The sequence below is a fragment of the Krasilnikovia sp. M28-CT-15 genome, from assembly GCF_047159595.1.
Taxonomy (GTDB): domain Bacteria; phylum Actinomycetota; class Actinomycetes; order Mycobacteriales; family Micromonosporaceae; genus Actinoplanes.
Window position 1 is genome coordinate 5,803,022 of sequence record NZ_BAAGAK010000001.1, and the last position, 22,381, is coordinate 5,825,402.

General features: G+C 70.0%; 22 protein-coding genes. 9 read left to right on the forward strand and 13 right to left on the reverse strand.

Features of this window, described 5'->3' with window-relative positions:
• Position 1: 1 nt before the first annotated feature.
• On the reverse strand, positions 2–679 hold the full coding sequence (locus ACMCNO_RS26605; protein WP_412752177.1) for a winged helix-turn-helix transcriptional regulator: 678 nt from the start codon (positions 677–679) through the stop codon (positions 2–4).
• A 119-nt stretch (positions 680–798) separates the two neighbouring features.
• On the opposite strand from ACMCNO_RS26605, the gene ACMCNO_RS26610 reads away from it, so the two are divergent.
• Positions 799–1,635, forward strand: a complete 837-nt coding sequence (locus ACMCNO_RS26610) for a class I SAM-dependent methyltransferase (protein WP_412752178.1) — start codon at positions 799–801, stop codon at positions 1,633–1,635.
• Between the two features lie 39 nt (positions 1,636–1,674).
• On the opposite strand, the gene ACMCNO_RS26615 is transcribed toward ACMCNO_RS26610, so the two are convergent.
• The 4 genes from ACMCNO_RS26615 to ACMCNO_RS26630 form a co-directional block, all read right to left on the reverse strand.
• A complete protein-coding gene (locus ACMCNO_RS26615) occupies positions 1,675–2,043 on the reverse strand; it encodes a YciI family protein (RefSeq protein WP_412752179.1) in 369 nt (122 codons plus the stop codon).
• Positions 2,044–2,167: 124 nt separating this feature from the next.
• Complete coding sequence (locus tag ACMCNO_RS26620) at positions 2,168–2,857, reverse strand: peptidylprolyl isomerase (RefSeq protein WP_412753816.1); 690 nt, start codon at positions 2,855–2,857, stop codon at positions 2,168–2,170.
• 131 nt (positions 2,858–2,988) lie between these two features.
• Positions 2,989–3,933 carry a DUF5995 family protein gene (locus tag ACMCNO_RS26625; RefSeq protein WP_412752180.1) on the reverse strand — a complete coding sequence of 315 codons (945 nt, stop codon included), beginning with the start codon at positions 3,931–3,933 and terminating at the stop codon, positions 2,989–2,991.
• A 181-nt stretch (positions 3,934–4,114) separates the two neighbouring features.
• Complete coding sequence (locus ACMCNO_RS26630; protein ID WP_412752181.1) at positions 4,115–5,716, reverse strand: CocE/NonD family hydrolase; 1,602 nt, start codon at positions 5,714–5,716, stop codon at positions 4,115–4,117.
• 238 nt (positions 5,717–5,954) lie between these two features.
• On the opposite strand from ACMCNO_RS26630, the gene ACMCNO_RS26635 reads away from it, so the two are divergent.
• The 3 genes from ACMCNO_RS26635 to ACMCNO_RS26645 are packed head-to-tail and all read left to right on the forward strand — an operon-like array spanning position 5,955 to position 8,845.
• Positions 5,955–6,287, forward strand: a complete 333-nt coding sequence (locus ACMCNO_RS26635; RefSeq protein WP_412752182.1) for a carboxymuconolactone decarboxylase family protein — start codon at positions 5,955–5,957, stop codon at positions 6,285–6,287.
• A 40-nt stretch (positions 6,288–6,327) separates the two neighbouring features.
• Positions 6,328–6,705: an SCP2 sterol-binding domain-containing protein gene (locus ACMCNO_RS26640; RefSeq protein WP_412752183.1), complete on the forward strand. Its 378-nt coding sequence runs from the start codon at positions 6,328–6,330 to the stop codon at positions 6,703–6,705.
• Positions 6,706–6,760: 55 nt separating this feature from the next.
• A complete protein-coding gene (locus tag ACMCNO_RS26645; RefSeq protein WP_412752184.1) occupies positions 6,761–8,845 on the forward strand; it encodes a glycogen debranching N-terminal domain-containing protein in 2,085 nt (694 codons plus the stop codon).
• 53 nt (positions 8,846–8,898) lie between these two features.
• On the opposite strand, the gene ACMCNO_RS26650 is transcribed toward ACMCNO_RS26645, so the two are convergent.
• Positions 8,899–10,767: a glycoside hydrolase family 15 protein gene (locus ACMCNO_RS26650; protein WP_412752185.1), complete on the reverse strand. Its 1,869-nt coding sequence runs from the start codon at positions 10,765–10,767 to the stop codon at positions 8,899–8,901.
• A 161-nt stretch (positions 10,768–10,928) separates the two neighbouring features.
• On the opposite strand from ACMCNO_RS26650, the gene ACMCNO_RS26655 reads away from it, so the two are divergent.
• The gene (locus tag ACMCNO_RS26655; RefSeq protein ID WP_412752186.1) at positions 10,929–12,455 is read left to right on the forward strand and encodes an MFS transporter; all 1,527 of its coding nucleotides are present in this window, start codon (positions 10,929–10,931) and stop codon (positions 12,453–12,455) included.
• A gap of 84 nt (positions 12,456–12,539) precedes the next feature.
• Here the strand turns inward: ACMCNO_RS26655 and ACMCNO_RS26660 are convergent, their stop codons facing one another.
• On the reverse strand, positions 12,540–13,706 hold the full coding sequence (locus tag ACMCNO_RS26660; RefSeq protein ID WP_412752187.1) for a PQQ-binding-like beta-propeller repeat protein: 1,167 nt from the start codon (positions 13,704–13,706) through the stop codon (positions 12,540–12,542).
• Between the two features lie 139 nt (positions 13,707–13,845).
• Here ACMCNO_RS26660 and ACMCNO_RS26665 point away from each other — a divergent pair, with 139 nt between their 5' ends.
• Complete coding sequence (locus ACMCNO_RS26665; RefSeq protein WP_412752188.1) at positions 13,846–14,235, forward strand: VOC family protein; 390 nt, start codon at positions 13,846–13,848, stop codon at positions 14,233–14,235.
• A 4-nt stretch (positions 14,236–14,239) separates the two neighbouring features.
• Here the strand turns inward: ACMCNO_RS26665 and ACMCNO_RS26670 are convergent, their stop codons facing one another.
• A complete protein-coding gene (locus tag ACMCNO_RS26670) occupies positions 14,240–15,055 on the reverse strand; it encodes an aminotransferase class IV (RefSeq protein ID WP_412752189.1) in 816 nt (271 codons plus the stop codon).
• 83 nt (positions 15,056–15,138) lie between these two features.
• Here ACMCNO_RS26670 and ACMCNO_RS26675 point away from each other — a divergent pair, with 83 nt between their 5' ends.
• Both ACMCNO_RS26675 and ACMCNO_RS26680 read left to right on the forward strand, forming a co-directional pair.
• Positions 15,139–15,477: a PadR family transcriptional regulator gene (locus ACMCNO_RS26675; protein ID WP_412752190.1), complete on the forward strand. Its 339-nt coding sequence runs from the start codon at positions 15,139–15,141 to the stop codon at positions 15,475–15,477.
• 49 nt (positions 15,478–15,526) lie between these two features.
• Positions 15,527–17,551 carry a hypothetical protein gene (locus tag ACMCNO_RS26680; RefSeq protein WP_412752191.1) on the forward strand — a complete coding sequence of 675 codons (2,025 nt, stop codon included), beginning with the start codon at positions 15,527–15,529 and terminating at the stop codon, positions 17,549–17,551.
• 175 nt (positions 17,552–17,726) lie between these two features.
• On the opposite strand, the gene ACMCNO_RS26685 is transcribed toward ACMCNO_RS26680, so the two are convergent.
• The gene (locus ACMCNO_RS26685) at positions 17,727–18,470 is read right to left on the reverse strand and encodes an AAA family ATPase (RefSeq protein ID WP_412752192.1); all 744 of its coding nucleotides are present in this window, start codon (positions 18,468–18,470) and stop codon (positions 17,727–17,729) included.
• Positions 18,471–18,770: 300 nt separating this feature from the next.
• Positions 18,771–19,139 carry a hypothetical protein gene (locus tag ACMCNO_RS26690; protein WP_412752193.1) on the reverse strand — a complete coding sequence of 123 codons (369 nt, stop codon included), beginning with the start codon at positions 19,137–19,139 and terminating at the stop codon, positions 18,771–18,773.
• 141 nt (positions 19,140–19,280) lie between these two features.
• Between ACMCNO_RS26690 and ACMCNO_RS26695 the strand changes: the two genes are divergently transcribed.
• The gene (locus tag ACMCNO_RS26695) at positions 19,281–20,495 is read left to right on the forward strand and encodes a helix-turn-helix transcriptional regulator (RefSeq protein WP_412752194.1); all 1,215 of its coding nucleotides are present in this window, start codon (positions 19,281–19,283) and stop codon (positions 20,493–20,495) included.
• A gap of 4 nt (positions 20,496–20,499) precedes the next feature.
• Here the strand turns inward: ACMCNO_RS26695 and cutA are convergent, their stop codons facing one another.
• The 3 genes from cutA to ACMCNO_RS26710 all read right to left on the reverse strand — a co-directional run bounded on the left by cutA (position 20,500) and on the right by ACMCNO_RS26710 (position 22,361).
• Entirely contained in the window at positions 20,500–20,820 is a 321-nt protein-coding gene (gene cutA, locus ACMCNO_RS26700; RefSeq protein WP_412752195.1) for a divalent-cation tolerance protein CutA, read from the reverse strand.
• A 78-nt stretch (positions 20,821–20,898) separates the two neighbouring features.
• Positions 20,899–22,014, reverse strand: a complete 1,116-nt coding sequence (locus tag ACMCNO_RS26705) for a hypothetical protein (RefSeq protein WP_412752196.1) — start codon at positions 22,012–22,014, stop codon at positions 20,899–20,901.
• Positions 22,011–22,361, reverse strand: a complete 351-nt coding sequence (locus ACMCNO_RS26710; RefSeq protein WP_412752197.1) for a PadR family transcriptional regulator — start codon at positions 22,359–22,361, stop codon at positions 22,011–22,013. Before ACMCNO_RS26710 ends, ACMCNO_RS26705 begins: the two co-directional genes overlap by 4 nt.
• Positions 22,362–22,381 lie beyond the last annotated feature (20 nt).

The window sequence follows — 22,381 nt, forward strand, 5'->3', positions numbered from 1 at the left end:
ATCAGGCCGGGCGGGCCACCGCGGCGAACGGCGACAGCGTGAACCAGCCAGGCAGCGACCGGCGCAACGCGGCGGGCCCCTGCAGCTCCACCCCGCCCGCCCGCAACGCGGCGGACCAGCTCAGATCGCCCCGCCACACCTGCACCAGGCTGCGCAGATCGGCGATCACCAAGACGGCCACCGGGTGGCCCGGATCGCCGTCGCAGATGTCCACGTCCTCCGGCGTGATGACGAGCCACCAGTCGCGGGAGTGCTGCCGCGCCTGCGGAAACCGGAACTGGACGACCGTCCGGCCGTCCGGGACGGCGGCCCGGTCGACGTGCCGGTGCATGTCCCACAGCAGCAGCTTCGGGTCGAGGTCCTCGTCGCCCAGCTCACCGATCCAGCGAGTGCCCCAGGCGCCCAGTGCCTCCACCACCGGGCGCAACTCGCGTCCCGCCGGGGTCAGTACGTAGCGCACGTCGCCGCCGTCCGCCTGGCGCTCCACCACACCGGCCTTGACCAGTTGCTGCAGACGGCGCGACAGCAGGGTCGGCGACATCCGCGGCAGCCCGCGCCGCAACTCGTTGAAGCGCTCCGAGCCGGCCACCAGCTCCCGCACGACGAGCAGCGTCCACCGCTCGTCGAGCAACTCCATCGCCTTGGCGACCGGGCAGAACTGCCGGTACGGAGACCCCATGCCTGAAGGCTAGGGGCGCGGGCCTCCCCCGGTACAGATTTCGTACTAGTTCAGGGGACACCCGAATTCCTAATGTCGGTTCCGGTCGCAGTGACCGACGAGGGGGAGAAGGAATGAACATGCAGACGATCGCGCCGCAGCCCACCGCCGACGAGGCCGACCGCGCGCTGAAGGCCAAGCACCGCGCCATGTGGGCCCTGGGCGACTATCACCGGGTCGCCGCCGAACTGGTCGGTGACCTGGGCGAGGTGCTGGTGGACGCCTGCGCGGTCCGCCCGGACGACCGGGTGCTGGACGTGGCAGCCGGGTCTGGCAGCGCCGCCATCCGCGCGGCGTTGGCCGGGGGGCGTGTGATCGCCAGCGACCTGACGCCGGAGCTGTTCGAGCCGGGACAGGCCTGGGCCGCCCAGCTCGGCGCGGACGTCGCCTGGGCGCAGGCCGATGCGGAGGACCTGCCGTATGCCGACGGGGAGTTCGACACGGTGTTGTCGTGCCTCGGGGTCATGTTCGCCCCGCACCACCGCAGCGCCGCGGACGAGCTGATCCGGGTGTGCCGCCCCGGCGGCACCGTCGGGGTGCTGAGCTGGACGCCGGAGGGATTCATCGGCCAGATGTTCGCGACGATGAAGCCGTACGCTCCCGCTCCCCCGCCGGGCGCCCAGCCGCCGCCCCTGTGGGGCAGCGAGGAGCACGTCGGCGGGCTGCTCGGCGATGACCTGGAGGAGTTCACCGCACGCCGGGGCACGCTACGGGTCGACCGGTTCGCCGACCCGGCGGCGTTCGTCGACTACTTCAAGGCCAACTACGGGCCCACGATCGCCGTGTACCGGTCGATCTCCGGTGAGCCGGAGTCGGTGGCCGCGCTCGACCGCGCCCTGACCGAGCTGGCCTACCAGCACCTGCGCGACGGCGTCATGGAGTGGGAGTACCTGCTGGTCACCGGCCGCCGCCGCTGACGGGCGGTCAGGGCGGGGCCGGTGGCCGGGGCGCGCGGGTCAGGGCTGGGCGGGGAGGTCGTCGAACTCGACGACCTGGCGCACCTCGACCTCCACCTCGTCGAACAGCTCGGCGTAGGTCCGGGCGTATGCGACGGCCTGTGCCCGGTCGGGGAAGTTCAGCAGGGCGAAGCCGCCGATGACCTCCTTGGCCTCGGTGAACGGCCCGTCGGTCGCGGTGGTGTCCCCGCCCCTGGCCTTGCGGACCAGGGCGCCCTTCTCGGACGGGTGGACGCCCTCGGCCGTGATCAGGATGCCCTTGTCGATCGAGTCCTGGATGAATGCGCCCATCTTCTCGATGAACTCGGGGCTCGGGTTCCACGCCTCCGGGGCGCGCTCGTCGAGCCGGTGCATCATGAGGAACCGCATCGTGTCTCCCTGTCGTCTCGGGCTGGGGTCCGATCAGTGCGGACGCGACGACCAGCCGTCACCTACTTCGACGAACGAGGCAACGCCGTTTCGACAGCACCGCGGGAGGAATTTCCCACCACCGTCACCGGTGGATGCGCGCCATCTCGATCTCGGTGGGCAGTGCCGGGGCGCCGTCGACCGGCGCCGGGTCGTCCGGGGTCGGGGCCACTCCCCCGGCTGCCACCCGGTCGAGCGTGCCCAGCCCGGCCGGATCCACCGTGCCGAAGATGGTGTAATTCGGCCGCAGCGCAGAATCCGCGTAGACCAGGAAGAACTGGCTGCCGTTGGTGTCCGGGCCGGCGTTGGCCATCGCCAGGACACCGCGGGCGTAGACCTTGCGGGCGCCGGTCGGATCGGTGGGGGCCGGAGGCAGGTCGGTGGGCAGTTCGTCTTTGTAGCGGTAGCCCGGGCCACCTTCGCCCGTGCCGGTCGGGTCGCCGCACTGCAGCACCTTGAGCGTGGGGTACGCGGTGAGGCGGTGGCAGTGGGTGCGGTCGTAGAAGCGGTGCCGGGTCAGGTGCAGGAAGCTCAGCACGGTGCAGGACGCCTGGGCACGGTCGAGCACCAGCGGGATCGGCCCGAGATTCGTCCGCAGGACGACCTGGACGGTGCCCCGGCTCGGCGTACGCCGGGGGTCGGGTGGCAACGGCACCGGCCGGGCGGCCGGCTCGTCCGGCGTGGGCGTGAACGCACAGGGACCGCCGGTGGGTTCCGTCGGGTCGATGCCGTTCGCCGTCGCCGGGGACGCGCCGAGCAGCCCGGATCCGGCCATGACCAGGGCGGCGGCCACCCGGCCGAGCGTCGCGACGCTGCGACGCGGACGTGTGCGGACCAATTCGTCCTCCTTGGACTCGACTGACAAAGACCGGTCTAATCGAAGTCCATGAATCGGTCAAGCCAGGTTCACGACGCCCGGGCGGCGGCCACGTCCGCGGGTCGCTCGGCGTCGTCCCAGCCGAACAGACCGCGCACGAACCGCCAGCCGCCTTCGACCACGTCGCCTGCGTCGGTGACGACCCGGTCGGCGGCCAGCATCCATTCCCCGAGCAGCGAGGCGGCGCGGTCCATGGTGCGCCGGGCCTGCTCGAAGTCCTCCGGGTCGGCGCGCAGCTCCCACATTCGCAGGCCCTGTTCCCAGGCGTGCGCCCGGGTGACGTTGACCAGCACCCGCTGACTCCAGTCGTCCAGCGGACCGACGAGCTTGTCCAGCTCCAGCTGCCAGGCGTCGGAGAAGCCCCGCCGCAACGGCTGGATCTCGTCGTAGAAGATGTAGTTGACCAGCAGGTAGTCGGGATCGATCCGGTCGTCCTCGGGCGCGCCGAGCTGGTCCCAGGTGGAGATCAGGGCCAGCGCCAGGTCGTGGTTGATGTGCGCGTTGACCCCGAGGATCGCGGCCACGAGCTGGCTCACCTCGAGGTCGAGACTGCGCTTGAACAGCACCTCCCAGACGTCCGGGGTGTCCTCGTCGTCGCGGTTCCACAGGTCCAGCGCCCTGAAGTAGCGCTTGGCGAACTCGACGTCGAGCAGTTCCAGGAACTCCGGGGAGGTCGCATCGGTACGCAGCGCCCCGTCGACGCGGCGGGTGATGGTCAGATAGAGGTCGTTGAAGGCTGAGGCGCGGTTGCTGGTGGGGCTTGGCGGCAGGTCGTCGAGGATGCCCTGCACCGTCTCCAGTTTCGCGATCACGCCGGCGATGCCGGTCGGCGGCTCGTGCAGCGCCTCGGCCATCCGCACCCGTAACGGCTCCCAGCCGCGCCCCGCGGGGATGGGCAGGTCCGACAGCGTGCGCCGCCGTTCCCGGAACATGTCTGCGCTGCTACGGGCCAGCTCCCGATCGAAGGAAGTCACGGTTGCCAGCCTGCCGATTGCCGGGGAAACGCACCACACTGATGTCGGAAAAAAGTCGAGTGAAGCTCACGCTTCTCGGACGAAAGAGGTCGGAAGAGTCGAAACTGCTCCGGTCGAGGGCGGGCGCGCCCTGAGGCGGCGGCGACCGGACGGAGGTCGCCACCGCCTCGGGCTGTGCCGCTCAGCGCAGCGGCACCTCGAACCAGCTCGGGCCGGTCACCGTCACGCTCGCGTTCCGCGGGTTGGTGCCCTGGTAGAGCGGGTCCCTGGTGTCGACGACCAACGAGAGGTAGTGCCCGGACGGCACGTCCCACGCGGTCAGTGGCAGCCGCAGGTCCAGCGTGGTCGGCTCGCCCGGCTTGGCGCCCGCCCAGCTGATCGGGGCCTGCGTGATCAGCGCGCCCCGGCCCACGGCGTTGACGTCGTACAGGTACGCCACCACGGTGCCCTCGGCCGCGCTGGGCCGCACGGTCAGGTGCATCCGCGGCATGCCCCGGATCGGCGTGGCGCGCAGCCAGTCGGTGCTCCACACCGCGCCCCGCCGCCGGTCCACCGCGGGCAGCCAGGCGTGCGGCGTGTGGCCGGTCAGCCCCTCGACGGTGTTGGAGAGGATCACGACCCCGGAGTCCGCGACCGTGTCACCCGCGGTGGAGATCCGCTCGGACCAGTTCCCGGTGATCTCGTTGGTGCTCATCGGGCCGCTGCCGGTCCACCGCTTGTCGCCGAGGTGATAGCGGGTGGTGGAGCCGGTCACGTGGGCCCAGTCGGGGTACTGCTCCACCTTGCCGCTGGTGTTGCGCACCTGCAACACCAGGGCGTCATCGGCGTCGATGCCGTTGTCGACGCCGTTGATGTAGTGGTCGAACCAGCGGTGGGTGCTGGTCCACACGTGGTTGGGCAGCCCGGCGAGGCCGCTCAACTCGGGCATGGCGTGGTCACCCGGGGCGTACTCCAGGCGCTTGGGTCCGTTGTAGGCGTTGAAGAAGTCGACATGCTGGTTGGGGCTGAACACGCTGTCCCCGTACGCCTGGGCCATCATGATCGCGGGACGGTTCCTCTTGAGCTGGTCGAGGTAGGTCATCGCGGAGCGTTTGGCGCCGTACTCGATGAGGGCGGGGACGTTGCGCCCGGCGAAGAAGTCGTCCGCGATCGCCTTGAAGTCGTCGCTGAGGCGACCGACGATCCGGCCGACGGTCAGCAGCAGCCAGGTGGCCTGGACGTGCCGGGTCTGGTCGGCGTACAGCGACTGCACCAGGTCGGTCCAGCCGGACATCATGACCACGGCCCGGATCCGCGGGTCGTTGGCCGCCGCCAGCAGGCTGATGCCGCTGCCGTAGGAGACCCCGCCGAAGCCGATACGCGCGGGGTCGGTGGGGGTGTGGGCGATCAGCCAGTCGACGACGACGCGGGCGTCGTCGATGTCCTTCGGGCCGGCCACGTCGATCGCGCCGCCCGAGAACCAGAAACCGCGCGTGGTGTACGACAGGACGACGTACCCGTCGTTGGCGAACTTCGTCGCCTGGGCGAGGTATTCGACGTCGCTGAGACCCCAGCTGGCGGCGAACACGATCGCGGGGTGGTTGTTGCCGATCACCGGGGTCATCACGTTGGCCTTGAGGACGACGCCATCGGATGCGGTGATGTCGACGAGCCGCAGCGCGGGAAGCGCCGAGGCGAGGGTGGTGGAGGTGGCGGGGGTGGTGGCGACCGCCGCCGTTGCCGGGCCGCCGACGATGAGGAACATCGCCGCAGCTAGCGAGGTCAGGATTCTGCGCAGCGTCATGCCGGGCCTCACAGGAACGGAGCCACACCCCGGTCGGGGATGAGGCTGGGGGTGTCCGGCGGCGCCTACCGGACGGATGTTACCGTACGGTAACCGAGATGTTTCGCGTGACACAAGACATTGACAATCGTAAATTTTTGTGCCTCGGGATTCCTCCTGGACGGATGACGCGGACACCACCTCTCTGCTGCGATCCTCGCGACGTCACACCACATCCGTGGGACGATCGGAGGACCGGATGACGGCCCAGGTACAGCTGCAGGAACTCCTCAACGACCTGACCGACGGCGGCGGCCCCGTGCTCGAGACGCTGGGCCGGATGAACGCCGACGCACTCCAGCACAGCGGCCTCGACGAACGGACCGCGCTCATGGCCCGCATCAGTGCGCTCGTCGCGCTGGACGCGTCACCAACCTCCTACCTGGTCCACCTCGGGATGGCCGACCAGATCGGGATCGCCCCGGAGGACATCCGGGCGGTACTCATCGAACTGGCGCCCGTGGTGGGCAGCGCCCGGATCGTCTCCGCGGCGGCCAACATCGAGCGAGCGATCCAGCTCGCGTCCGGGTGAACGCCGCGGGGGCGGCGCGCACAGCGAGGGGAAACACACCATGGCTGATCCGATCAGCGACTTCTTCGAGGACCTGAGCCAACGCAAGCACGAACCCAGACTGAGCCACGTCACGGCGACGGTTCGTTTCGACATCGTCGACGGCCGCCAGACCAACTCGTGGCGGCTCGTCGTCCGGGATGGTCAACTCGACGTGTCGCCCGGCGACGGCCCCGCCGACAGCATCCTCACCGCCGAGCGCCCCGTCTTCGAGGGCCTCGTCGGTGGCACGGTCAACGCGATGGCGGCCCTGCTGCGCGGTGAACTCGGCCTGGACGGCAACGCGAACCTCATCGTGTCGGTCCAGCGGCTCTTCCCCGGGCCACCCGGCGGACGCGCGCCCCAGACGATTCCCGCGAAGGTGGGTGCATCGGCATGAGCGACTGCACCGAGCGCAGCGAGGGCCAGGAGCGCATGCCGAGGGAGGCGCGGGCATGACCGACGACGTGCGAATCCTGGACGGCAACCACTTCGTGGTCAGCGACGGCCGCGGCGACATCGAGGCCTCACCGACCGACCCCGACGGCTTCTTCGCCAACGACACCCGGTTCCTGTCGACGTGGGTGCTCACGGTCGACGGTCAACGGCTCTCCCCGCTGTCCGTCGACGACCTGCAGTACTTCGAGACGCGGTTCTTCCTCGTCGTCGGCACCGGCACGGTGTACGTGGACGCCAAGGTCTCGGTGATCCGGCACCGCACCATCAGCGACGGTTTCCAGGAGCGGGTGAGCGTGCTGAACCACGCCGACGAGCCCGCCAAGCTGACCCTCAAGATCGCCGCCGGCAGTGACTTCGCGGACCTGTTCGAGGTGAAGGACGCCCAGAAGAAGAAGGGCTCGTACCGGACCGAGGTGGAGTCCGACCGCCTCGTGCTGCACTACGAGCGCGGCCCCTTCCACCGGGGCACCGAGATCTCCACCAGCCAACCCGCCAAGATCGGCGAGGACGGGCTCACGTACGAGATCGAGGTGCAGCCGCACGACGAGTGGACCACGGAGCTGCGGGCCACCCCGTTGATGACCCGCAAGGACGGGCAGCCGATCGTCACGAACGGCAAACACCGGGGGCCGCGGGACCTGCACATGGACCTCCAGGAGTGGATTGCGCGGGCACCCAAGCTGGAATGCGACTGGGAACCCATGAAGGTCACGTACCGGCGCAGCATCGTCGACCTGGCCGCGCTGCGCTTCGCCCCCGCGATCGCGGGACGGCACAGCCTGCCCGCCGCGGGCCTGCCGTGGTTCATGACGATGTTCGGCCGCGACAGCATCTTCACCAGCCTGCAGGCGCTGCCGTTCGTCCCCGAGCTGGCCGAGACCACGCTGCGGGTGCTGGGCCGGTGGCAGGGCACCCGGGTCGACGACTTCCGCGACGAGGACCCGGGCCGGATCCTGCACGAGATGCGCTACGGCGAAATGAGCGCGTTCGAGGAACGGCCGCACACGCCGTACTACGGCACCGCGGACGCCACCCCGCTGTACGTGGTCCTGCTCGACGAGTACGAGCGGTGGTCCGGCGACACCAACCTCGTGCGGGACCTCGAGTACGAGGCCCGCGCCGCCCTGAACTGGATCGACGAGTACGCCGACCTGATGGACAACGGGTACATCTCGTACGAGCGGCGCAACGCCGAGACCGGCCTGGAGAACCAGTGCTGGAAGGACTCGTGGGACTCCATCGCGTACCGCGACGGGCGGATCCCCGGATTCCCGCGGGCGACCGCGGAGCTGCAGGGCTACGCGTACGACGCGAAGGTGCGCGGGGCGCGGCTGGCCCGGCTGGTCTGGCACGACAACGCGTACGCCGAAAAGCTGGAGCGGGAGGCCGCCGACCTGAAGCGCCGCTTCAACCGTGACTTCTGGGTCGCCGACGGCGCCTACTTCGCGCTGGCCCTCGATGCGGACGGCGCCCAGGTCGACTCGCTGGCCTCCAACATCGGTCACCTGCTGTGGAGCGGGATCGTCGAGCAGGAGAAGGCACAGGCGATCGCCAAGCACCTGCTCGGGCCGCGGCTGTTCTCCGGCTGGGGGGTGCGCACCATGGCCGAGGGCGAGCACCGGTACAACCCGATCGGCTACCACGTCGGCACGGTGTGGCCGTTCGACTCGTCCATCGCCGCGTGGGGTCTGCGCCGGTACGGCTTCAAGGAGGAGGCCGCCCGGATCGCCGACGGCATCCTGGAGGCGGCGGAGTTCTTCAACGGCCGGCTCCCCGAGGCGTTCGGGGGCTACGAGCGGGCGCTGACGAAGTACCCGGTGCAGTACCCGACCGCGTGCAGCCCGCAAGCCTGGTCGTCGGGCGCGCCACTGCTGTTGCTGCGTACCATGCTGGGTCTCGAACCGTTGGGTGAGCATCTGGTCGTGGACCCGGCGCTGCCCGAGGGTGTGGGCCGGGTGGAGTTGCTCGACATCCCCGGCCGGTGGGGGCGGCTGGACGCGTTCGGCCGGGGCCGGGTGGCCATGGCTCCGTCGACCGCGAAGGACATGGAGGCCGGACCCGTGGGCGCGGCACAACCCTGACGCGTGCCGGTCCGGCGGGCCTGACGGGTAGGTACCCGTCAGGCCCGCACCGGTCAGGCCCCGGCCGGGACCGTGCCGCGCCGCCCGGCCGACGGGTGCCGGTCCAGGGCGCGGTCCAGCGCGATCGCCGCGTCGATCAGCGCCAGATGCGTGAACGCCTGCGGGAAGTTGCCGATCTGCTCGCCGGTCAGCGCGATCTCCTCCGAATACAGGCCCAGGTGGTTCGCGTACGTCAGCATCTTCTCGAAGGTCACCCGCGCCTTGTCCAACCGGCCCGCACCGGCCAGCGCGGTGACGTACGAGAACGTGCACAACGAGAACGTCCCCTCCGACCCACGCAGCCCGTCGGGTGAGGCGCCGGGATCGTAGCGGTACACCAGGCTGTCGGTGACCAGTTCGGTGTCCATGGCGTCCAGAGTGGACAGCCACATCGGGTCGGCCGGGGTGACGAAACCGACCGTCGGCATCCGCAGCAGCGCCGAATCCAGCACGTCCGTGGCGTAGTGCTGGCGGAACGCCCGCCGGGCGGGGCTCCATCCCCGGTCCATGATCTGTTGGTAGACGGCGTCGCGCTCCCGCTGCCAGCGCGCCACCGGGCCGGGGCGGCCGTGCTCGCCCGCCAGCCGGATGCCGCGATCCAGCGCCACCCAGCACATCAGCCGCCCGTACGTGAAGTCCTGGCGCCCGCCGCGGGTCTCCCAGATGCCCTCCTCGGGCTGGTCCCAGTTCCCGGCCACCCAGTCGAGCAGCTCGCAGATGCGCAGCCAGCCCTGGTGGCCCGGGGCCAGCCCGTGGCGGTCCGCGACATACAGGCTGTCCAGCGCCTCGCCGTAGATGTCGAGCTGCAGTTGGTCCGCCGCACCGTTGCCGACCCGCACCGGGGCCGAGCCGCGGTAACCCTCCCAGTGCGGCAGGATCTCCTCCGACAGGTCGCTGGAGCCGTCCACCCGGTACATGATCTTCAGCGGGCCGCCGCCGTCCTTGTCCGCCTGCTCGTCGACCCGGTCGCGCAGCCACCGGCCCAGCGCCGCCGCCTCATCCGTGAAACCCATGCCGAGCAGCGAGTACACCGAGAACGAGGCGTCCCGGACCCAGGTGTAGCGGTAGTCCCAGTTGCGTTCCCCGCCGATCTGCTCCGGCAGGGCGGCGGTCGGCGCGGCGACCAGCGCCCCGGTCGGCGCGTACGTCATCAGCTTCAGCGTGATCGCCGAGCGGTTCAGGGTCTCCCGCCACCGCCCCGCGTACGTGGAGCCGCGCAGCCAGCCTTCCCAGAAGTCGACGGTCTCCTCGAACAACTGCTGCGCCTGCGCCACGCGCAGCTGGCGGATCGGGCCCGCCGTACCGGTCTGCAGCATCAGTCCGCGCATCTGCCCCGCGACGAGCCGGACCTCGCCCCGCACGTCGCCGCCCTCGACCCAGGTGCGCGCGATCCGCTCGTCGTCCGGTTCCCGGATCAGGTGGACCGTCACGGCGGTACGCGGGCCTTCGAACACCGCACCGTCCTCGCTCAGGTGGGTCTCGAAGCTCTCCCGGCCGTAGTCGAAGCGGGGCGCGAGGTCGACCGCGAACGTCATCTCGCCGCGCACGCACCGGACCATCCGCACCAGGCGGTGACTGGTGGTGGCCACCGGCCCGGCGACCGGCATGAAGTCCACGACCTCACCCACCCCCGCCTCGGTGAGGAACCGGGTGACCAGCACCGCGCTGTCCGGGAAGTACAGCTGCTTGGTGGTGAAGGCACCGGCCGCGGGATGGATCCTGAAGTGACCGCCGCGCCCCGCGTCGAGCAGGGCGCCGAAGATGCTGGGCGAGTCGAAGCGGGGCGCGCAGAACCAGTCGACGCAGCCGTCCGTGCTCACCAGCGCCGCGGTCTGCAGGTCGCCGATGAGGCCGTGGTCGGCGATGAGCGGGTAGTCAGGCATGGCAGTCACCCTTCCCGTGCTTTCGTCCGATCATTCGGCCGGCGCCGCCGGTCGGCATCATGCGCGGAGGATGATGCCCGCCCGCCCGCCAGGGTGCAGGCTGCGCGGTGAGGTCCGCCGGTCTCGGCAACGCGGCCGACTCGCACGGAAGCAGGTACACGATGGCTGAGAAGGTCACCTCGGGGCGACCGTCGAGCGCGTTGCGCCGGGTGCTGATCCCGCTCGCGCTGGCCCAGTTCATCTGCAGTTTCGCCGGCTCCAACATGAACGTCATGATCAACGAGATCGCCAAGGACCTGGGCACCACGGTCCAGGGGGTGCAACTGGCGATCACGCTGTTCCTGCTGGTCATGGCCGCGCTGATGATCCCTGGCGGCAAGCTGACCGAGCGCTACGGCCGTAAACGGTGCCTGAACCTGGGGCTGGCCGTGTTCGGCCTGGGTGCGCTGATCAGCTCGGCCTCCCAGGGCCTGCCCACGCTCATCATCGGCTACTCGATCCTGGAGGGGATCGGGACGGCGCTGCTGATCCCGCCGGTCTACATCCTGACCACGTTGCTGTTCACCGACATCACCTCGCGGGCCCGCGCGTTCGGCGCGATCAACGGGATGGGCGGCATCGGCGCGGCCACCGGGCCGCTGATCGGCGGCATCATCGCGACCGCGATCAGCTGGCGGGCCGCCTTCGGGTTCCAGGCGGCGATCATCGTGGTGATCGTGCTGCTGAGCCGCCGCGACGTGCGCGACCCGCTGCCCGCGGAACCGGACCGCCCGTTCGACATCACCGGCGCGGCGCTGTCCGCGATCGGGCTCGTGCTCATGGTGTTGGGCATCCTCGCGGCGGACAAGAACGGCTGGCTCATGCTGGGACTGATCGCCGCCGGGGCGCTCGTGCTGGTCTGGTTCTTCCACACCGTACGGGTCAAGGAGCGCACGGGTCGCGAGCCGCTGCTGACGATGGAGCTGTTCCGCAACCGCACCTCGAACCTGGGCCTGGTCACCCAGAACATCCAGTGGCTGGTGCTGCTGGGCATCTCGTTCACCGTGTCGGCGTACCTGCAGGTGGTGCACGGCTACAACCCGATCCAGACCGGCCTGATCCTCACGGCCGCCACGGTGGGCCTGCTGATCTCCTCGGCCGCCGCCGAACGCCTCGCGACGCGGCGCGCCCAGCGCACGCTGATCATGGCCGGGTTCGTGCTCACGACCACCGGCATCGTGCTGTTCCTCACCCTCAACGCGGTCTCCTCGTCGAAGGTGTGGGCGTACCTGCCCGGGCTGTTCATCATCGGGCTGGGGGTGGGCGCCATGCTCACCCCGTCCGTGAACGTCGTCCAGTCCGCGTTCCCGGACAACCTGCAGGGCGAGATCTCCGGGCTGTCGCGCAGCGTCTCCAACCTCGGCTCGTCGCTGGGCACCGCGATCGCGGGCACCATCCTGGTCGCCGGGATCACCAAGACCCCGGAACGGTCTTACGCGCTGGCCCTGGCCGTCCTGGCCGCCGTCGGCCTCGCTGGGCTGGCCGCCGCGTCCTTCCTGCCGAACACCCGCCCCGCCACCCCGGCAGCGGAACCCCTGCCCGATACTCCACACCCCGGCGCGAAACGCCGCGACGGCGGTTTGCCGGGGTACACCTCGCCGGAAGGTGCGGACAAGCGCACAGCGACGCCAGACCCGAAGGCGGATTGATCTCACCACTGAGGGTGAAGCGGCTTCGGCACCGAACACTGGTGAGTGACGGCCCTCGCAGGGCACCGCCCACCCAGTGAACGGTCAGGGCGCGTACGCCTCGAGGGTGTCGCCGTTGACCTGGAACAGCCAGCCGCTGGCGACGACGACGTGGTCGTTCTGCGCCGTACTGAACGGCCACGTGAACGCCGACACGCCCGTGGCGGCCGTGAGGATGGCGAGGCCGAGATCGGTCTTGGTGTACAGCAGTCCGCCCGCGCGCACCGGCTGACCGGCATCCGTCCCGAGGCGGGTGGTCCAGAGCCGGACCCCGGTGCGGGCGTTCAACGCCTCGATCGAGTTGGAGAAGCCGCGGTACACGCGTTTGCCGTCCGCGGCGATCGGGCCACCGGTGCCGTTCACGGCCCAGACGGTGGCGCCGTTGGCGGACTTGATGGCCGCCAGGCCGCCGTCGTCGTCACCGAGGTAGAAGTTGGACCCGGCCGGATTCGCCGCCACAGCCGTCGCCAACCACGCCTTGCGCCACAGCTTCTTTCCGGTGGTGATCGACAGCGCCGCGATCCGCTGGTCCTCGGTGCCGCTGACCAGCAGCTTGCCGCTCGCCGACACGCCGGGAGACCAGTAGTCGTAGAGGGTCCAGCGCAGCCTGCCGTCGCTGAGCCGGTAGGCGCGCACCGCCGCCTGGGAGGACGCGGACTCGCCCGCGACCGCGACGATTCCCTTGTCGATCACCAGCGACTCGACCGGGCCGGCGATGCCGACGCTCCACCGCTGCCTGCCGGTGGTGGTATTCAGCGCGACTATCCCGCCGTTGGGGTCGCTGGCCGACTGGCACTCGGTGAATCCGGCCACGAGCAGTCCCCCGGAGACGGCCATGTGGGGGGTGAACGTGTCGTCCGGGAAGTCCCAGTCGAAGTGCCACAGGAGGGCGCCCGTCGACAGGCGATAGGCCCCGATGCCGGTCTGGTCGGTGACGAACACCCGGCCGCCCACGACCAGCGGCTCCGACGGACCGGTGCACGTTTCCGTGGTGAGCGTCGGCAGGTGGGCCGTCCACCGCAGGGCGACGTCGCCGATGCTGGCACCGTTGATGACCGACTCGTTCGGGTTGTAGAACGTGTTGCCCGAGCCGTACCCGGGCTGGGCCCACCCCGGATCGGCGGCGTGGGCCGGTGCCGCGACCGCGATGCTCAACAGCCCCGCGGCAACCACGCTCGCGGCCAGCAGCCGCATCCGACGAAGACGTGCCATTGGTGATCCCCCGTTGTACGACATATCGAGCGGCCGCCGGAAGGGTACGACGCGGTGATCCTCCGGACGCCGTGATTCACCCGTCGTCCGCACGGACGGGTGACCGATCGTCCCGGATGGAGTACGGGATCATGGTGTCATGCGCCTTCGCATGGAACTCTTCGTCGACGACCTGGACGCGAGCATCGCGTTCTACACCACGCTGCTGGGCTTTCAGGTCGACCGGTCGACCAGCGGGTACGCGAGCCTGCGCCGAGGACAGGTCGTCCTCGGACTGGGGCTTGCGGCGAACCTGTCCGAACACGACGCCAGCGGACCCGGACCCGCCTGGGGACGCCTCGACCGCCCCCGAGGCACCGGCGTGGAGATCGTCCTGGAACTCGAGCACATCGACGACCTGTCCGCCCTGCACGAGCAGTGCCGCTCGCGCGTGACCGAGCCGCTCCGGCTGCAACCATGGGGCCTGCACGACTTCAGGCTCCCCGATCCGGACGGCTACTACATCCGCGTGACCCACGCCGACGCGTGACGGGTCACGAGAACCGGTCCCACGGCACTTCGCGCCAGGCTCGCCGCAGCAACGCCGTCAGCGCCGCGTGCCCGGGGAGATCGGTGTCGTCCACGCGGGCGATCGGTTGCGCCGGACAGTGTGAGTTCATCGCGGCGGCGGCACTCAGTCCGGCCAGCGAGTCGTCCGTCAGTCTTCGCCGTTCCTGGGGGACGCCGAGCTTCCGCAGACCGAGCCGCAGCAGCTGCATGGTGATGCCGTCGAGCATCGGGGCCTCCGGCCAGATGACCCGTTCGCCGTCCCAGAACGCGATGTTCCAGACGGATCCCTCTCGCAGCACGCCATCACGCCCGGTGAAGAGCACGTCGTCGAAACCCGCCCGGCGGGCCTCGAGGTAGTGGTACGTAAGGCCCATCGTCGCCACGTGCTTGAGATTCGGCAGCTCTCGTTCATAAGGGACGGTCCGGACCAGCAGCGGTGGACGTGCGGTGTCCGGCACCGGTTCGGAAACCGACACCATGACGTCGGTGCCGGACATGTCCCGCGGGGCCGGGAGCACCGTGACCCGGACTGATGCGTCCCGATCCGCCCGCAGAGCGTGCTCGGTCAGTTCGATGATCCGGTGGTCGGAGGGTGCTGCGGCGCCGGGGAACAGCACGGCGGACGCTTCTCGGAGCCGACTCAGATGGAATGCCAGACCGGCTGTCGCACGACGGCGCACCTGCATCGACGTGAAGTGCCCGTAATTCCACGTCGCGGCCCGGTGAATCGCGTCGACGGAAGCGGGGGCACCATTGATCTCCACGTGAGCCACGGGCCCATCGTGCCAGTGCGCTCCCACCGACGTAACGGCGGGCCTCGGTGAATATGACGAGCCCAGACCCTATGTAGAAAATCTGGCGAGGGTCGGCTACGGTGTCCCGCATGGCGAACCCGATCCGGGTGACCGCGGCCGTCTCCAAGGTGCTGGCCGCGTTCCTCGAAGACCCCGATGCCGACCGTTACGGCCTCGACCTGATGCGTGCCAGCGGGCATCCCAGCGGCACGCTCTACCCGATCCTGCTGCGCCTGCAGAACGCCGGCTGGGTCGAGGCGTACTGGGAGGAGATCGACCCGGTCGCCGCCGGTCGCCCGGCCCGCCGCTACTACCGGCTCACCTCGGACGGGCGGGTCGCCGCGCACACCGCGATCGCGGCCCTGCAGGCCCAGCTCAACCGGGGCCTCGGCCAGGCGAAGCCGACGACGAATCCGAGGACCGCATGACCACCCGGGCGGCACCACCCGCCGGGTCGTCGGTGGAAGTGAGGTCGGCATGAACGCCGTGGACCGGTTCGCCCGCTGGTGCCTGGCCCGCGCCGCCCGGCGCTGGCCCGCCGAGCTGCGTGCCGAGATGCACGCGGAATGGCTCGCCGAGCTGGCCGCACTCGAGGCGGACCAGGCCACCGCGAAGGACCGCCTGCGGTACGCGTTCAGCCTGTTCGCCGCACCGCCGATCCGGGACGCGAGCGGAGCGCCGCGCGGCTGGGGCGAGTCACTCGCACCGGGCGCACCGGTCGTCGGCCTGCTGGTCGCCGCGCTGATCACACTGTCCGTGTCCGCGTACTCGAACAGCCTCGCCTTCCGCCTGCTCAGCCTGGCCGGGGTGGAGCCGGTGTCGACCAGCTCCGAGTGGCTGACCTCCCTGGTCGCCACGGTCATCACGCTGGCCTGGTGCGTCCCGGCCGGACGCTGGCTGGGCCGGCGCTGGCCGCTCGCGCGCACCGGCCGGCTCGGCGACGCCGGACCGGCCGCGCTCGCACCGGTCGCGTTCGCGCCGATGGTGCTGCTCGCCGCGCTCACCCAGGGAGAACTGCCGTACCTGCTCGGTGTGCTGGCCGGGTTGCTGATCTGGGCAAGCGGTACCGCGGCGGTCGGCGTCGCCGCGGTGCGGTCCGCCACGCGGGGCCGGGCCGCGGCGCAGATGTTGCTCGGCGTGCCGCTGGTCAGCGCGCTCGCCGCCGTGGTGTCCGCCGTTCCGTTCGCGCTGAGCAGCCGAGACGCGCCCACGACGATGATGGCGTCGCTGACCGTGGGTGAGATTCCCCCCGAGTTCCAGGAGATCGTGGACGGCCTCAGCAGCCGCGGGTTCTATTACCAGGGACCGTGGGCACTGTCGCTGGCGTGCTTTGCGGCGTTCACGCTGGCGTACGGCTTCGGTGCGCTCCGTCCGCGCCGGGGACCGGTCCCGGCGCCGGTGGAGGCACGCACCGCGGCCAAGCGGCCGCTGCCGGTCGCCGTGATCGTGGCCGGCGCCGCCGCGCTCGCCGTGGCCGTGATCGGCTGGGCGTACACATTGGCCATCCTCACGCCGGGGATGCACGACGTGTCGGCGTCCGCGCCGATGCCCGGCGGCGACGGCGAGCTGTACATGTGGACCGCCGAGCTGCGCGCCGCCACGATTCTGCTGGCCACTCTCGGCACGCTGGTCGCCACCGCGGACCGCCGGTTCGGCCCCGCCGCCACCCTGCTGGTCGGCGCCGGGATGACGCTGGCGAACGCGGTGCTCAACCGGATGAGTGTCACCGGCCAGGGTGGCCTGCGGCTCGCGTTGCTGGTCGGTGCGCTGCCCGTGGTCATCGGCTGGGTGGTGGCCGGGCGCGCGCTGCACGGCCGCCAGCCCGGCGCCGCACGACGCCGCGTCACGGTCGGCGTGCTGGTGTCCGCAGGCGTGCTGCCCCTGATCACACTGCAGGGCACGCCCGGCGTGAACCATCCGTTCCTGCCGATCGGCCTCAAGGTGACGACCATCGGTCTGGCCGTGGCCGGCATGCTGCTCGCCATCGTCCCCGCCCTCGCGCTCAGCCGCCGCCCGGTGCCGGTCTGGGCCGCGGCCCTGCTCGTCGTGGCACCCGTCGTGCTGACCGTCTGGGCCGGGCTGACCCCGCCGCCGCTGTCCGAGGACGACACCGGTCCCGGCGCGTTCGCCGCATTGGCCGCGCTACCCCTCGCGGTCGTGTGTCTGGCGTTGCTGCGCAAGCACCGGGCGCGCCGACCGCACCGGACCGTCGCCGTGTGGGCCGCGCTGGCCGTGGCCGCACTGCCCGGCACGATCCTGATCGTCGCCGGTGGTGGGCTGCTGCTGACGTTCGTGCCGAATCTGGTCTTCGACATCGACGGCAGCGGATACTCGTTCGACGGGCTGTCGTTCGTGCCGGGCGCGGCGACGCTGATGCTGCCGCTGGCCGCGCTGGCCGCCGCCCGCATCGACGGCGCCTCCGGCGATGCCCGTGAGCGCGGTCCCTCGCCGGATTCCGGTCCCGTGCCAACACCGGAATCCGCAGGGACGTCCGTAACGTGACCGTGTAGGTCGGCGTCGTCAAACACTCCTGCGGAGCTTGCTTCCACCCGACATCGGCGACGAGTCCTTCGTAAGTTCCCCCTTCTACGCCCTCGGGTCCGCCCAGGGCGGGCTCGCATGATCGACAGGACAGGCCCGGGCGATCCGGCTCTCGAGGTGGGCGGCACTGACCCCGTCAGAGCACCGGAGCGAGGACCATCGGGGTCAGGGTCTCGCCAGCGCGCAGCGCGGCGCTCAACCGGCGGTTTCCGCGTACCGCGACGAAGTCCGCTCCGTCCTGGCGGACGACGATCTCGCCGTCCCCTTCCGTCGCCGCGGTCCGGTGCACGCGGCCGGGATCGAGGTGGAGCGTCGTCGGCGATAAGGCGCCGGTGGATGTCTCGAGCGCCTCGAGGATCCGCTCGACAACCTGCTCCGGTGCCGCCCGCGTGGTGTCGCAGACCACGTCATAGTTGCGAAGGCGGGTCTTGTCGACGCCGTACCGGGACAGGAATCGCTGGCGTTCGCTGTCGCTGCGCTTGGCCAGCTGGTGCCGGGCCTCCTCGACGCTGCGGTAGTTCTCGACCGGGTCGCCGGTCCGGCCGAGCACCCGCCGGGCCGCCACGACCGGGTCCGTGATGAGGTGCACCTTCAGCGCGTCGGCGAAGAAGTGCCAGGCCAGCCTGCTGTCGACCACGAGGCGCTCGCCGGAGACCGCGATGTCGTGCTGCAACTGGTCGATGTCATGGTCGATCTTGTCGTCCAGCTCCGAATGCAGGTTGAACTGCAACGCGCTCATGCCGTGGTCCGCAGCCATCCCCCGGTAGAGATCGCCGATGCTGACCCTGCGCACCCCCAGCCGTTGCGCCAGCATCATCGACACGGTCGACTTGCCACTGCCGAGATCGCCGTTGAAGACGACCGTCGCGGGTCGCATCATCGACCCACCATAGTATCTGTACGCCGTTGCTGCAGTCCCAGCTCAATCGGAGACGGCGCTGTTGCGACACGGACCTCACCGTTTCACCGCGGATGTGCCCAGCCTGCGCCATGTAGCCGTGTGGCTGAGGGGCACGTCACCCGGAGCAAGTGAGGTCCAGCGGTTCTGGGCCGAGACCGCCTGGGTGCCGATCGCCGAAACCGATTGGTTCGCGGACCTGGCGATCCACGGCGAGTTCAGCGGTTACCGCTGACCCGGGCGATCGCGCAAAGCCATACTCCGACGATGCGGCACCCGGTCCTACTGATCCTGGCGGGACGACCCTGGGCTCGCCGAATCCGGCTCGCCGGAGCGTGCTGAGTCCGCCTTTGCCACCTGCTGGGCTTTCAGCCTTCCTTGGATGACGTCACGCCAGTGGGTAGCGTCGACGACCAGGTCGTTGGCTCGGTCCAGGTCATCCCGACGAACCTCGCCGAGCTCAAACCAACCATGTGGGAAGAGCAGCAAATGCACCCCGTTGCCCTGGATGCTGAGGCAAGGCGCTTCGTCGTCCCGATTTCCCACGTCGAGCAGAATCGATGCTTGATCGCCAATCATGAGGACGATCTCCGCGCGCGTCTCCTCCGGACGGACAACACGGACTCGACAAGCCCCGCTGGTGGTCACCATATCCCTACCCCTCTACGCTGATTGGGCACGAGCGGGGAAGGATTCGGGTCGCCGCCCGCCCGTGCGTGTTGGCAGCATCGCAACATCGACCGCACAACTGAACGGTTCCCGCGTCTACGGCCGTCTACAGAAAGCGTCCACGTGGATAGCGAATTCGGCGACATCCTCCGAGCCCTACGGCTGCAGGCAGGACTGAGCCTGCAAGCGGTATCTAGAAAGATCCATTGGAGCAAGGCTGCCATCGGACACGCCGAGACCGGTGCGCGACCACCCTCGCCCGACCTGGCTGCAGCGCTCGACCGCGAACTCGGCGCCAATGGCCTTTTGATCGTTCTGGCTGCGGCAGAGCGAGGCTGCCGCCGTACCGTGAACGACATGGACCGTCGAGGACTGATCAAGGCGTTGGTTGCCGGTGGCTTGTCCTCGCTCACGCCTCCCATCCTCGAGCCGAGCCTTGAGGGCCGACGGATCGGTTCGACCGACATCGTGGCGCTTGTCGGCAGGATCGCCCAGCTTAGACATCTGGACAATTCGCTCGGCGGCGCGGACACGTTCACCCTCTACATGGCTGAAGTGGAGAGCACTGAGGCCCTACTCGCGACGTCCACATACAGCGGAGGTACTCGAAGAGCATTGCTTTCCGTACTGTCAGAGCAGACGCAGCTTGCTGGCTGGGCCGCCTTCGACGCTGGCTGGATCAATCGGTCGACAGGGCTGTACCGGAAGAGCTACGCGGCGGCAGTCGAGGCCGACGATCCCGCGCTCTTGGCAAATGCCCTTGCGCTCAAGGCTTATCAGAAGGCGTTCACAGGACGTCCGGACGCCGACCTGGCGCACGCATCCATCGAGGCGCTCGATGATCGCGTTCCAGTCCGAGTCCATGCGCTCATCCACGACCGCGCCTCTTGGTCCTTCGCACTCGCAGGTCGACCGACACAGGCGGAATTTTCCCTAGACGCAGCCACCCGCGCGTTGAGCGTCGCCGATGCCGCTGAACCGCCGCACTGGGCATCCTGGGTCGACACACAAGAACTCGAAATCATGACCGGGCGATGTTGGGCCGCACTTCGGCGTCCTCTGCGCGCCGTGCCCCCGCTTGAGAGTGCACTCCGCGCCTTCCCGAACGCCTACGCCCGCGACAAGGCGATCTATCTCCTGGCTCTGGCCGCGGCCTATCTGCACGGGCACGAGTTGGAACTCGCAGCCGCCTCAATCAAACAGGCACATCGATTGACGAAGGACGTCGCCTCAACGCGGCCGACCATACGGTTGCGGCAAACGCTGAGCCTCATGTCCGAAACCACGACAACCGGAGCGGCCCGCGACCTTCAGGCGGAACTCGACGCCAGCCGATAGAGGTCTACCGGGACACCGCCTGCCGTACCCACGCGACATAATCCGCCGATGCGACCACGACCGCGATGGCCGTGATCTGGGGGTTGTTCCACGGATGATTGGCGCGCAGGAATGCCTCCAGTTCCGGATAGCCCTCCCGGGTCGTCATCAACGTGGCGGTCCACTCGAGTCCTGTTCCGAACTCCCCGAGATGCCAGAATGCGGACTTCACCGGACCGCCGACCTGGGCCGAGGCGGCGAGTCGACGACGGACCGCCGCCTCGGCCAGTGCGGACGCGGCTTCCTCGTTCCCGGCCGCCGCTGTCACCTGAACGATGCCTGTCACGCGTCGAAGCCTAGCGATCGGTGCCGTCAGCGTGGGCTACGACGTGCGGCGACGTGATCGGTCCAGCGACGGTCGGGGTCACGCCACGGTCGGCGGGCCGTCCGGGGCTCGATACGGTCGGCGGGATCGCGTGCGGGACCCGCCAGACAGCGACAGGACCGCCGAGGCCAGGGAGACCACCGCGAGCACGGTGCCCGCCGGGACCAGATACTCCGGAAGCTGGTCGCTGAGGGTGTACATGACATACGGCTGAGTTGTGCTGTCGTACACCCAGACCTTGTAGAGGTCGCAGTAGAGATCGAGGGTGGGGGCGACCGCGGCCAGGACGGCCGTCACGCCGAGCACGGCCACTGCTGCCCGGTGGGCCCGGCCGGCCTGCCGGACCCGGGCGGTGAGCGCGGCCACGAACAGCCATCCGGCGAGCGCGCCCAGCAGCAGCCCGGCGACCGTCAAGGGCCGCACGGCGGGGGGCGCGAGAGCCCACACGTCGACGCGTGCGTCCGTGGTGTCGTTGGCCATGTACCGGTTTCCGTCGACGACGGTGGTGATGGTGCCGTCCAGAGTCAGCCCGTCCTTCGCGCCGGTGAAGTGGAGTTCCGTCTGCCCCACCGAGATCGCTCTGGCGTCGTCGAAGAAACCCGTGAACGAATCCCAGTCCTGCTCGCCGACGATTTGCCGCGTCGGTCGTGCGGTGAACGAGGTGAGCCGCCAGCCGTCGGCGGCGATTGCGGCTCGGACGCGGTCGGGCGAGTAGGGCGACATCACCGTCAAGACCCTGGCGACGGTGACCGGTCCGTGCATCTCCGTCTTTTCGGCCTGGACCGGCACCTGCCTCGGGTCACTGCCCAGCACGGCGCCCGTCAGGGCACGGACCTGGCCGTCGGAGGGAAAGGGGGCGGCCGTCTGCCAGCCCAGCCACGTACCGCCGAGGCCGGCGGCGCCGCCCAGCACGATCGCGGCCAGCACGGCGGCGAGAACGGCGAAGGGACGCCGCAGCGGCAGCCGGAACCGTTGCCGGATGCCGCAGGCCACCAGATGCAGCGTCTCGGCCGCGGTGGGTCCGCCGTACCCGGCCTCGGCCATGTCCAGCAGCGTCGTGATGATCTCGGCACCGTGCTGACGACGGTAGGGGCCCGGGTAGGCCCAGAGCAGCCGGCGGTAGCGGCGCTCGTGCCGCGTCAGGGATGCGGTCATCCGGTCATCCCGAACTGCGCGCCGCCGAGGGCGGGCCGTCCGGCGGGTCGCCGCAGCCGGGCCTCCGCCGCGTCGGCGTTGCGGCGCAGCCGGGCCGCCTGCGCGGCGAGGGCGGCGGCACCGCTGTCGGTGAGCCGGTAGTACCGGCGCAGCCGCCCGTCGATGGCCTCCTCCCGGTCGACCTCGATGAGACCCTGCTCGGCGAGGCGGTCCAGGGCGCCGTAGAGCGTGCCGGGACGCAGGACGACGTCACCGCCGGACAGCGTGTCGACGGCGCGGATCACGCCGTAGCCGTGCGTCGGCTCGGCCGCCAGGGCGGTGAGGATCAAGAACGTGGGTTCTTGCATGGGCCGGTACGCTACTGCCG